This window comes from Ensifer adhaerens, from assembly GCF_002007205.1.
In the GTDB taxonomy this organism is placed as follows: domain Bacteria; phylum Pseudomonadota; class Alphaproteobacteria; order Rhizobiales; family Rhizobiaceae; genus Ensifer; species Ensifer adhaerens_D.
The window spans coordinates 134,341-146,488 of sequence record NZ_LAZS01000001.1 but is presented as its reverse complement, the minus strand read 5'-3'; the positions used below and the strand labels follow the sequence as shown (position 1 = coordinate 146,488).

The window sequence follows — 12,148 nt, the reverse complement described above, 5'->3', positions numbered from 1 at the left end:
GAGGACAAATGGTGGAAAAGCGTACGCAACCTCTGGCACGTGATGCCATGGCCTATGTTCTCGCCGGCGGTCGCGGCAGTCGCCTGAAGGAACTGACCGACCGACGGGCGAAACCGGCGGTCTATTTCGGCGGCAAGGCCCGTATCATCGACTTCGCGCTTTCGAATGCGCTGAACTCCGGCATCCGCCGCATCGGCGTCGCCACCCAGTACAAGGCGCACTCGCTGATCCGCCACCTGCAGCGCGGGTGGAACTTCTTCCGCCCGGAACGGAACGAAAGCTTCGACATCCTGCCCGCAAGCCAGCGCGTGTCCGAGACGCAATGGTACGAGGGCACGGCCGACGCCGTATACCAGAACATCGATATCATCGAGGACCATGGCGTCGAATACATGGTGATCCTTGCTGGCGACCATATTTACAAGATGGACTACGAATTGATGCTGCAGCAGCACGTCGATTCCGGCGCCGACGTCACCATCGGCTGCCTCGAGGTGCCGCGCATGGAAGCAACCGGCTTCGGCGTGATGCATGTCGACGAGAAGGACCGCATCATCGCCTTCGTCGAGAAGCCGGCCGATCCGCCGGGCATTCCCGGCAATCCGGAGATGGCGCTTGCCTCCATGGGCATCTATGTCTTCCACACGAAGTTCCTCATGGATCTCCTGCGCCGCGACGCCGCCGATCCGAAATCGAGCCGCGACTTCGGCAAGGACATCATTCCCTACATCGTCGACAACGGCAAAGCGGTCGCCCATCGCTTTGCCCAGTCCTGCGTGCGATCGGATTTCGAACGCGAAGCCTACTGGCGCGACGTCGGCACGATCGATGCCTATTGGCAGGCCAATATCGACCTCACCCATGTGACGCCTGAACTCGACATCTACGACAGCACCTGGCCGATCTGGACCTTTGCCGAGATCAAGCCGCCGGCAAAATTCGTGCATGACGACGAAAACCGCCGCGGCTCGGCGACCTCGTCGCTCATCTCCGGCGACTGCATCATCTCGGGCGCAGCCCTCAACCGCAGCCTGTTGTTCACAGGCGTCCGTGTAAATTCATATTCCCGTCTGGAGAATGCCGTAGTTCTTCCCGATGTGAAGATCGGTCGCCATGCGACGCTGCGCAACGTGGTCATCGACAGCCGTGTCGTGATCCCGGAAGGCCTCGTCGTCGGCGACGATCCGGAGCTCGATGCCAAGCGTTTCCGGCGTTCGGAAAACGGCGTCTGCCTGATCACGCAAACGATGATCGACAAGCTGGGAATGTAGGCATCCATGAACGTTCTGTCCGTTGCGTCCGAAGTCTATCCGCTGATCAAGACCGGGGGGCTCGCCGATGTCGTCGGCGCGCTGCCCTCAGCGCTTTTGCCGCACGGCGTCAAGACCCGCACCCTGGTGCCCGGCTATCCGGCCGTGCTGCAGAAGCTGAAGAAGAAAAAGAAGGTCGGCCGTTTCGAAAACCTGTTCGGCAATCCGGCCACGGTCCTTTCGGCAGAGATCAACGGGCTGGATCTGCTTGTTCTCGACCAGCCGGCGCTCTATGCGCGCGACGGCGGCCCCTATGTCGATGCGACCGGCCTTGATTACGCCGACAATTTCCGCCGCTTCGCAGGGCTTTCGCTGGCCGCCGCGGAGATCGCGGCCGGTGACATTGTTCCCGGCTGGAAGCCCGATATCGTCCACGCCCATGACTGGCAGACGGCGCTGACGCCCGTCTACATGCATTTCGGCCGTGCTGCCGCAACGCCGACGGTCATGACCATCCACAACATCGCCTTCCAGGGCCAGTTCGGCGCTTCGGTCTTTCCCGAGCTTGCGCTCCCGCCCGAAGCCTTCTCGATGCAGTTCGTCGAATATTACGGCGATGTCGGCTTCCTCAAAGGCGGCCTGCAGACAGCAGACGCCGTTACCACTGTCAGCCCGTCCTACGCCCAGGAAATCCTGACGCCGGAATTCGGCATGGGCCTCGAAGGCCTGTTGAAAAGCCGCGTGGCCGATCTCTCCGGCATCGTCAACGGTATCGACGCCGATATCTGGAACCCGGAGACCGACCCGCATATCGCCCAGAACTTCAGCGCGACGAGCTTGAAGCAACGCGTCGGCAACCGGCGGGCGCTCGAAGAACGCTTCGGCCTTGAAAAGGGCAACGGCCCGATTTTCTGCGTCGTCAGCCGGCTCACCTGGCAGAAGGGCATGGACCTCGTCGCCGACGTGGCGGACGAACTCGTCGCCCTCGGCGGCAAGCTCGTCGTGCTCGGCTCGGGCGACGCCGCGCTTGAAGGCGCGCTGCTCGCCGCCGCATCCCGTCATCGCGGCCATATCGGTATGGCCACCGGCTACAACGAGCCGCTGTCGCATCTGATGCAGGCTGGCTCCGACGCGATCCTCATACCCTCTCGCTTCGAGCCCTGCGGGCTGACGCAGCTCTATGGCCTGCGCTACGGCTGCGTGCCGGTCGTCGCCCGCACCGGCGGCCTCGCCGATACGATCATCGACGCCAACGAAGCAGGGCTTGCGGCCAAGGTCGCGACGGGCTTCCAGTTCACGCCTGTCAATGCCGATGGGTTGCGGCTTGCGATCCGGCGGGTGCTGCGTGCATACAGCGAGCCCAAAGTCTGGTCGAAAATTCAGACCCAGGGCATGAAATCGGACGTTTCCTGGGCCACAAGTGCCGAGCGTTACGTCTCTCTTTATTCCGGACTTCTCGGGAAAGGTTAAGTCAGCATGATAAGAACGGTTACCACCACCCCCTACGGCGACCAGAAGCCTGGCACGTCTGGGCTGCGCAAGAAGGTCCCGGTCTTCCAGCAGAAGAACTACGCCGAGAACTTCATCCAGTCGATCTTCGACGCGCTCGAGGGCTTTCAGGGCGAAACGCTTGTCATCGGCGGTGACGGCCGCTTCTACAACCGCGAAGTCATCCAGATCGCCATCAAGATGGCGGCGGCCAACGGCTTCGGCCGCGTGCTCGTCGGCCGCGGCGGCATCCTGTCGACGCCGGCTGCCTCCAACGTCATCCGCAAGTACAAGGCGTTCGGCGGCATCGTACTTTCCGCCAGCCACAATCCCGGCGGCCCGACCGAAGATTTCGGCATCAAGTACAACATCGGCAATGGCGGCCCGGCGCCGGAAAAGATCACCGACGCGATCTTTGCCCGCAGCAAGGTGATCGACAGCTACAAGATCTCCGATGCCGCCGACATCAACCTTGATGCCGAAGGCACGCAGGAGCTCGACGGCATGACGATCACCGTCATCGATCCGGTCGCCGACTACGCCGAATTGATGGAAAGCCTGTTCGACTTTAACGCCATCCGCAAGCTGATCTCGGGCGGCTTCCGCGTCGTTTTCGACGCGATGAGCGCGGTCACCGGCCCCTACGCCAAGGAGATCATCGAGAAGCGCCTCGGCGCGCCCAAGGGCTCGGTGATGAACTTCATTCCGCTGCCGGATTTCGGCGGCCACCATCCGGACCCGAACCTCGTGCACGCCCGTGCGCTCTATGAAACGATGATGGCGCCGGATGCACCGGATTTCGGCGCCGCCTCCGACGGCGACGGCGACCGCAACCTCGTCATCGGCCGCGGCATCTTCATCACGCCGTCCGACAGCCTGGCGATGCTCGCCGCCAACGCGCATCTGGCGCCCGGCTACGCCAAGGGCATTGCCGGTATCGCTCGCTCGATGCCGACCAGCGGGGCCGCCGACCGCGTCGCCGAGAAGCTCGGAATTGGGCTCTATGAGACGCCGACTGGCTGGAAGTTCTTCGGCAACCTGCTCGACGAGGGCATGGCGACGATCTGCGGCGAGGAAAGTGCCGGCACCGGCTCCAACCACGTACGCGAAAAAGACGGTCTTTGGGCGGTGCTGCTCTGGCTGAACGTTCTCGCCGCGCGCAAGGAAAGCGCGCTTGATATCGTCCAGAAGCACTGGGCGACCTACGGCCGCAACTACTACTCGCGCCATGACTATGAGGAAGTGGATAGCGATGCCGCCAACGGCCTGATCGCCAATCTGCGCGACCAGCTCGCCACGCTTCCCGGCAAGTCCTTCGGCGCGCTCAAGGTCGAAACGGCAGACGACTTCGCCTACAACGACCCGGTCGACCATTCCGTCAGCAAGAACCAGGGCATCCGCATCCTGTTTGAGGGCGGCTCGCGCGTCGTCTTTCGTCTTTCCGGCACCGGCACCTCCGGCGCGACGCTGCGCGTCTATATCGAGCGCTTCGAGCCGGACGCCACACGTCACGGCATCGACACCCAGGAGGCGCTCGCCGACCTCATCGCCGTTGCCGACGAGATCGCCGGCATCAAGACCCGCACCGGCCGCACCGAGCCGAGCGTCATTACCTGATGGACTGAAGCAAGGGGCCGCTTCATGCGGCCCTTTTCTTTGGTGCCGCTTACCCCCTCTGCCCTGCCGGGCATCTCCCCCACAAGGGGAGAGATCGATTTGTGGCGCTGCACTGCCCAACTTGGCGCCGGCGTTGCAAGGACCGGGACACCCGTGAACCAAGACATTGGGTTCCGGTGGAATCGGAGGTTGCCTCTTGCCGATCTCCCCCGTTGTGGGGGAGATGCCCGGCAGGGCAGAGGGGTGTACCGGAGACGACTTCGACATCACGAAGAGGGCCGCTTTCATGCCGACCATCGAAAACCCACCCCTCGGCGCCACCGTCACGCCCGAGGGCACCACATTTTCGGTCTGGTCGCGCAACGCCGCACGGATCGATCTCTGCCTGTTCGACAAGGCAGGATCCAGGCAGGTGCGGCAGTTGCCGATGGTGCGAAACGGCGATGTTCACAGCCTGACCGTCCCCGATATAGGCAAGGGAACCCGCTACGGCTTCCGCGCCGATGGCATCTATTCCCCCGATCACGGCCTGTGGTTCGACCCCTCCAAACTTCTCGTCGACCCCTATGCGGTTGAACTCGATCGGCAGTTCCAACACGATCCGCGCCTGACGATCTTCGGCGAGGACACCGCCGATCTGGTGCCGAAGGCAATCGTCGCCGAGGTGAAAACCGTCAAGCCGAAGGCGCCGCTCTTCCGCGCCGGTGGCCTGATTTACGAGATCGCCGTCAAGCCCTTCACCATCCAGCATCCCGATGTGCCGGAAGCCAAGCGCGGCACGGTGGCAGCCCTTGCCGAGCCCGTCATCATCGCGCACCTGAAGCGCCTCGGCATTTCCGCGGTCGAACTGATGCCGATCGTCGCCTGGATCGACGAGCGCCATTTGCCGCCGCTGGGATTGAAGAACGGCTGGGGCTACAATCCGATCGCCCCGATGGCGCTCGATCCACGACTGGTCCCGGGCGGTATCAAGGAGTTGAAGAAGACGGTCGAGACGCTTCGCAAGGAAGGCATCGGCGTCATCCTCGACCTCGTCTTCAACCATTCCGGCGAGAGCGACCGCTTCGGCACCACGCTGTCGATGCGCGGCCTCGACAACCTCACCTACTATCGTCACGTGACCGATCGCCCGGGCGAACTGATCAACGACACCGGTTGCGGCAACACGATTGCCTGCGACCACCCGGTGGTCGAGGCGCTGATCCTCGACAGCCTGCGCCATTTCGTTCGCGCCGCCGGCGTCGACGGCTTCCGCTTCGACCTCGCCTCGATCCTCGGCCGTGACATGAGTGGCTTCCATCGCGACGCCCCGCTCTTCCAGGCGATCGCCGCCGATCCGCTGCTTGCCGACCGGGTGCTGATTGCCGAGCCCTGGGATATCGGTCCCGGTGGCTACCAGCTCGGCAACTTCCCCGCACCGTTCCTGGAGTGGAACGACCGCGCCCGCGACGACGTCCGCATCTACTGGCGCGGCGACCGTCACGCGATCGGCGCCCTGGCGACAGCCCTTGCCGGCTCGTCGAACAGCTTTTCCCGTTGGGGCGAGAGCGGGACTCGAACCGTCAATTTCATTGCCGCCCATGACGGCTTCACGCTTGCCGACATCGTTTCCTACGCCGGAAAGCACAACGAGGCGAACGGCGAGGAGAACCGCGACGGCCACAACGAGAACCATTCCTGGAACAACGGCGCGGAAGGGCCAACGGCCGATCCTGAGATCCAGGCGGCGCGGCGGCATGACGTGATGGCGCTGATCGGCACGCTCTTTGCGACCCGCGGCACGATCATGCTGACCGCCGGCGACGAAGGCGGGCGCAGCCAGAACGGCAACAACAACGCCTATTGCCAGGACAACGCGATTACCTGGCTCGACTGGACGGCAATGGATGACGGGATCGTCGCCCATACCGCAGCGCTGTCGGCGATGCGCCGCCGCTTCGACGTATTCGATCAGACCGCCTTTCTGACCGGAAACGGCGATGTCGAATGGCGACGCCTCGACGGTCACTTGATGGCCGTGGGCGACTGGGAGCACCCGGCAACGGACAATCTGATGATGGTTCTGACCACCCGTGACCGCATCCAGAAGCGGATGGCGCGCCTCGCCGTCGTCATCAATCGCGGCCACGCGCCGCATCCCGTCAGACTTCCTGACAGCATCGATGGAAAGTGGCAGCATGCGCTTACGGGGACCGCCATCCCGGACCATGTCGCGCCTCGCTCCGTCACCTTCCTCGTCGAAGTTTTCTAAAGCTTTTCCGGCGCTTGCAGGTTGCAACGGGCAGGCCTATATCGTTTCGGGGGGCTTGTTTCGGGGCGTTCACATGCTTGAAGACATTTCACTTTCTGAGATCAAGGTGCTGGTCGGCAAGGAGGTCGGCGTTTCCGACTGGATCACGGTCAGCCAGGAAACGATCGACAAATTCGCCGAGGCGACCAGCGATTACCAATATATCCACGTCGACCCGGTGCGCGCTGCAGCCGAAACGCCCTTCGGCGGCACCATTGCGCATGGCTTCCTGTCGCTCTCGCTGCTTTCGGCGATGAACTACAATTGCCTGCCGAAGATCCGCGAACAGACCATGGGCATCAACTACGGCTTTGAAAAAGTGCGCTTCATCGCGCCGGTGAAGAGCGGCGCCAAGGTGCGCGGCCATTTCACCATGGCGGACGCACGCTTCCGCGGCGCCAGCATGCTGATGATCACTTACGACGTCAGCGTCGAGATCGAAGGCGAGCGCAAGCCGGCGCTGACGGCCACCTGGCAGACGATCATCCAGTTCGATCCCAAGGATCGCCCCGCCGATGCCTGAGCCGGTTTGAGCGGGCAGATCCCATGACAACAACGGTCATCGTCGAGCCAGCGGACGCACGCTTCGTCAGCGACTTTGCCGGTTGCGACTTTTCCTTCGAGATCACGTCCGAGGCGCTACCGCCTTTCACCGGCCCCGGTCTCGGCGACATCGCCCCGGTCGAGAGCTACGTCAAGACCTATGGGTCCGATCCGGATGAGCTTGTGGGGGCGGCCGAGGAGGCGGATGCCGCCCTCTTCGCAGCGCGCGTGGACGGCAGGCTCGCTGGTTACATTGCGCTCTCGAAGGCGTGGAACGGCTTTGCCGAGGTGGATGATATCGCCGTCGACAGGCACGCGCGTCGGGCCGGCGTCGCCAGGGCACTCGTGGACCGGGCGGTCTCATGGGCAACGGAACAGGGCCTGCCGGGAATCCGGCTCGAGACCCAGTCGAACAATGTCGCCGCCTGCCGCTTCTACGAGCGCTACGGCTTCGAGCTTTCCGGCTACGACCGACATCTCTATTCCGCATTGACATCAGGAACCCGCGAGATCGCGCTCTACTGGTACTTGCGCTTCGCGTGAATCAAGGCGGCTGTCGTGGTCGCGAAATCAGGGAATGGAGAAGTCATTGCGCCAGCGTATCATCGTCTGCCCGCTCATTCAGAACAGGGGCGCCTATCTGCTCTGCAAGATGCCGCCCGATCGCGGCGTGTTCCCCGGGCAATGGGCGCTATCCGGTGGCGGCCTCGAGCCGGGCGAACGTCTCGATGAGGGCCTGCGCCGTGAAATCCGGGAAGAGCTTGGAGACCGTCTGGAGATCGGAACGATCAAGCCCTGGACCTTTCGGGACGACATCCGGACAAAGTCCTATGCCGACGGCTCAACCGAGCAGCTTCATATGATCTATCTGATCTTTGACTGTGAGGCCGAAAATCGCGAGGTCAGCCTCAACGACGAGTTCGTCGAACATGCCTGGATCGAACCCGAGCACCTCCAGGATTACGACCTCAACGAAGCGACAAAGCGCACGTTCCTGGAAAGAGGCATCCTGCTGGCTGAGCGGTAAGAGCCAACGGTTGCCGACAGACATGAAGGCCGGGAAACGCTTGCGAGCGCTTCCCGGCCTTTTTTACATCAATAACCGGCGTCGGCCGCCCCCTCGGACAGCAGCCCGAAGACGAAGGGCGAGAACGACCGCCAGCACTCGACCCGGAACTGATCCTCGGCCGTACGGAAGAGGATGATCTCGGCCTTGCCGAGAATGGTGCGCGAGCAGCCACCAACCGGGAAGATTGCCAGCGACAGATCCTGCGGGCAGCCGCTGTTGATAGCCACGTTGGCGCCCGGACCGCTGACGATGACGGCAACGTTGCGATGCGAAATGTCGGCCGCCGAATGCAGCGTACCGCTCGAGGCGGCCGCCGCCATCAGGTCGGCTTCGCTCTCGTCGAACACCAGCCACTCGTCGGGGCCGATCCACAGCGCATGACGCTGGCCGGAGGAGGCCGAGGTCTTCGGCCGCGTCGGCAGGGTGACGCCAAGTGCTGCCGAGAGCGCCGGAAGCGCTTCTGCGCCGGCGCGCAGCGAGATGCGCGTCGCCGCGGTTGCCGGCGTCAGGATCGCCTCGGCCGAGCCGCCGCGCGCGGTAAGCGCCGCCTTGCGGCTTACAGTAACCTGGTCAGCCATGGAGACGGCCCCCTTCCTTGTCAAAGAACACCATGTCGCTCACTTCGACGGCAATGGTGCGATCGGTCATCGGCACGTAGAGCGTCTGGCCGAGGCGCTCGCGGCCACCGGCCACCATGGCGAGCGCAATCGAGCGACCGCAGTTTGCCGACCAGTAGGACGACGTCACGTGGCCGAGCATGGTCATCGGCTTCGGCTGGTTCGGATCGGCGACGATCTGCGCACCTTCCTCCAGCACCACTTTCGGATCTTTGGTGAGAAGACCCACAAGCTGCTTGCGGCCGTCCTTGACGAGATCCGGACGCTTGAGGCCGCGGATACCGACGAAGTCGGGCTTCTTCTTCGAGACCGCCCAGGAGAGGCCGGCATCGTCAGGCGTCAGCGTGCCATCGGTGTCCTGGCCGACGATGATGTAGCCCTTCTCGGCACGCAGAACGTGCATCGTTTCCGTGCCGTAGGCGCAGGCGCCCATCGGTTCGGCCCGCGCCCAGATCGCTTCCCAGACCGCCTGGCCGTAATCGGCAGGCACGTTGACTTCGAAGCCGAGCTCGCCGGTGAACGACATGCGGAAGAGCCTTGTCGGCACGCCGCAGATCTTGCCTTCGGCGACGCTCATGTGCGGGAAGGCCTCGTTGGAGAGATCGATGCCTTCGACGAGCGGCGCGATGATCTCGCGCGCCTTCGGCCCCTGAACGGCGATGACGGCCCACTGTTCCGTCGTCGAGGTCAGCCACACCTTGAGGTGCGGGAACTCGGTCTGCAGGTAGTCTTCCATGTGGTTCATGACCCGCGGCGCACCGCCCGTCGTCGTCGTCACGTGGAAGCGATCCTCGGCCAGCCTGCCGACCACGCCGTCGTCATAGACGAAGCCGTCGTCGCGCAGCATGATGCCGTAGCGGCAGCGGCCGGGCTTCAGGTTGTCCCAGGCGTTGGTGTACATGAGATTGAGGAACTGCGCCGCATCCGGGCCAACAACCTCGATCTTGCCGAGCGTGGAAGCGTCGAAGACACCAGCCACGTCGCGCACCGTCTTGCACTCGCGCGCGACCGCCTCATGCATGTCTTCGCCGGAGCGCGGGTAGAACCAGGCGCGCTTCCAGTTGCCGACATCCTCGAACTCGGCGCCATGCGCCTCCTCCCAGGCATGGATCGGCGTCTTGCGCGCGGGGTCGAACAGGGCACCACGCGAGTGGTTGACGATCGCTCCGAAGGTCACCGGCGTGTAGGGCTGGCGGAAGGTCGTCAGACCCACCTGCGGAATGTCCTTGCCAAGCGCTTCGGCGGCGATCGCCAGACCATGCATGTTGGAAAGCTTGCCCTGGTCGGACGCCATGCCGTTGGTGGTGAAGCGCTTGATGTGCTCGATCGAGTGCATGCCTTCGCGCACCGCCAGGCGAATGTCCTTGGCGCAGACGTCGTGCTGGAAGTCGATGAAGGCCTTGACCGTCGTATCGGGGCCAGCGCCTTCGGCAGCGCCGATCATGCCGCCGGTCCAGCCGAAGCGGTTTTCGCCTGAAAGAGCCACCTGCGCTCCGCCTTCCGCACCGGCCGCCCGTGCGGTCAGTTCGCCGGCGGCAAGCGCCTCGTCGATGGTTGCCTGCAGGTCGTCGGTGCCGTTGCAGGCGCCGATCGACAGGCAGTCCTGCAGGTAAGTGCCCGGCAGGAAGCGCTGCGTCGCCGCATCGAACTTCACCTTGCCGCGCGACTGCGAAAACAGGTGCACCGACGGCGTCCAGCCGGCAGAAACAAGCAGCGCATCGACGGCGAACTTGCGGGCCGAGCCGCCGCCGTTGCGGGCGACGCTGATCGAGTTGACGCGCAGCTTGCCGCCAGCCTTGATCACGGAATGGCCGGTCAGCACTTCGATGCCGAGCTTGCGCGCTTCTGCAAGCACCGCTTCGCCGGGGTTTTCGCGGCAGTCGACAATGACGGGAACCGAGACGCCGGCGCGCTTGAGATCAAAGGCAGCCTCATAGGCCGAGTCATGCGCCGTGTAGACGCCGACCTTCGATCCGACGGCAACACCGAAATGGTTGAGATAGGTGCGGCCGGCCGAAGCGAGCATGATGCCCGGACGGTCGTTGTTGGCAAACACCATGTGGCGCTCGATCTGGCCGTTGGCGAGGATCACCTTCTTGGCGCGCACCTGCCACAGCCGCTCGCGCGGCAGCGACTTGTCGAGCGCTGCAAGATGATCGGTCACCCGTTCGACCAGGCCGACGAAATTGTGGTTGTAGTAGCCGAAGCCGGTGGTGCGGGTGAGCAGCGTGACGTTGTCCATGGCGGCCAGCGCCTTGGCCGTGTCCTGCGCCCAGTCCCAGCCGTCCTTGCCGTCGATCGTCGTGCCATTTTCATAGCGAAGCGCGCCGCCGACTTCCGGCTGCTCGTCGCAGATGATCACCTTGGCGCCGGCCTTGGCGGCGGCAAGCGCCGCGGATAGACCGGCAACACCCGCACCGATGACGAGCACGTCGCAATGGGCGTAGCGGCTGGCATAGTGATCCGGATCGGCTTCCGTCGGCGTAACACCGAGGCCGGCAGCACGGCGGATGAAGGGTTCGTAGATTGCGTGCCAGGCGGCCTTCGGCCACATGAAGGTCTTGTAGTAGAAGCCGGCGGCGAAGAACGGCGACAGGAGATCGTTGAAACCGCCGACGTCGAAGGCGAGCGACGGCCAGCGGTTCTGTGATTCCACCTTCATGCCGTCGAAGACTTCCTGCACCGTGGCGCGCACGTTCGGCTGGCGACGGGCGGCGTCACGCGAGACGTCGAGCAGCGCGTTCGGTTCTTCCGCACCGGCCGACAGGATGCCGCGCGGGCGGTGGTACTTGAACGAGCGGCCGACGAGATGAATGCCGTTGGCAAGCAGCGCCGAGGCGACCGTGTCGCCTTCGAGTGCCGTCAGCGTGCGGCCGTCGAAGGTGAAGCGCGCGGTGCGGGCGGGTGTCAGGCGGCCGACGCCTGGAATGCGATTGGCCCCCATCATTTCGCGGCTCCCTTGTTCTGCTCGCTCTGAAGAATGTCGGATACATCCGGCTTCGGCTCGCCGGCCTTATAGGTGGTGTAGAAGCGGTCGCTGACCGTGTCGCGGGCAGCGTTGAAGAAACGGCCGCAGCCATGGATATGACGCCAGCGTTCGAAGATCAGACCCTTCGGGTTCTGACGCAGGAAGAAATATTCCTCGAACTCTTCGTCGGTGATGTCGGCGATGTTTTCCGGACGAGCGATATGGGCGTCGCCGGCGCCGCGGAATTCGAGCTCGGAGCGCTCTTCCTCGCAATAGGGGCAGTAGATCAGAAGCATCTCGAAATCC

At 63.8% G+C, this 12,148-nt stretch carries 10 protein-coding genes; 7 read left to right on the top strand and 3 right to left on the bottom strand.

The window, feature by feature from the left end; genetic code table 11:
* Positions 1–8: 8 nt before the first annotated feature.
* From glgC to nudI, 7 genes are all read left to right on the top strand, one after another.
* The gene (gene glgC, locus XB14_RS00660; protein ID WP_077959708.1) at positions 9–1,271 is read left to right on the top strand and encodes a glucose-1-phosphate adenylyltransferase; all 1,263 of its coding nucleotides are present in this window, start codon (positions 9–11) and stop codon (positions 1,269–1,271) included.
* A gap of 6 nt (positions 1,272–1,277) precedes the next feature.
* Entirely contained in the window at positions 1,278–2,720 is a 1,443-nt protein-coding gene (gene glgA / locus XB14_RS00655; protein WP_077959707.1) for a glycogen synthase GlgA, read from the top strand.
* Between the two features lie 6 nt (positions 2,721–2,726).
* Entirely contained in the window at positions 2,727–4,355 is a 1,629-nt protein-coding gene (locus XB14_RS00650) for an alpha-D-glucose phosphate-specific phosphoglucomutase (protein WP_077959706.1), read from the top strand.
* A 286-nt stretch (positions 4,356–4,641) separates the two neighbouring features.
* Positions 4,642–6,606: a glycogen debranching protein GlgX gene (gene glgX / locus XB14_RS00645; RefSeq protein WP_077959705.1), complete on the top strand. Its 1,965-nt coding sequence runs from the start codon at positions 4,642–4,644 to the stop codon at positions 6,604–6,606.
* A gap of 73 nt (positions 6,607–6,679) precedes the next feature.
* Complete coding sequence (locus XB14_RS00640) at positions 6,680–7,168, top strand: MaoC family dehydratase (RefSeq protein WP_077959704.1); 489 nt, start codon at positions 6,680–6,682, stop codon at positions 7,166–7,168.
* A gap of 23 nt (positions 7,169–7,191) precedes the next feature.
* Positions 7,192–7,731: a GNAT family N-acetyltransferase gene (locus XB14_RS00635; protein WP_077959703.1), complete on the top strand. Its 540-nt coding sequence runs from the start codon at positions 7,192–7,194 to the stop codon at positions 7,729–7,731.
* A 46-nt stretch (positions 7,732–7,777) separates the two neighbouring features.
* The gene (gene nudI, locus XB14_RS00630; RefSeq protein ID WP_077959702.1) at positions 7,778–8,215 is read left to right on the top strand and encodes a nucleoside triphosphatase NudI; all 438 of its coding nucleotides are present in this window, start codon (positions 7,778–7,780) and stop codon (positions 8,213–8,215) included.
* 68 nt (positions 8,216–8,283) lie between these two features.
* On the opposite strand, the gene soxG is transcribed toward nudI, so the two are convergent.
* From soxG to XB14_RS00615, 3 genes are read right to left on the bottom strand one after another with little or no spacing between them, the layout of a single operon-like run.
* Entirely contained in the window at positions 8,284–8,835 is a 552-nt protein-coding gene (gene soxG / locus XB14_RS00625; RefSeq protein WP_077959701.1) for a sarcosine oxidase subunit gamma family protein, read from the bottom strand.
* The gene (locus XB14_RS00620; protein WP_077959700.1) at positions 8,828–11,821 is read right to left on the bottom strand and encodes a sarcosine oxidase subunit alpha; all 2,994 of its coding nucleotides are present in this window, start codon (positions 11,819–11,821) and stop codon (positions 8,828–8,830) included. The genes soxG and XB14_RS00620 overlap by 8 nt, the downstream gene beginning before the upstream one ends.
* Positions 11,818–12,138 carry a sarcosine oxidase subunit delta gene (locus XB14_RS00615; RefSeq protein WP_077959699.1) on the bottom strand — a complete coding sequence of 107 codons (321 nt, stop codon included), beginning with the start codon at positions 12,136–12,138 and terminating at the stop codon, positions 11,818–11,820. Before XB14_RS00615 ends, XB14_RS00620 begins: the two co-directional genes overlap by 4 nt.
* Positions 12,139–12,148: the final 10 nt, after the last annotated feature.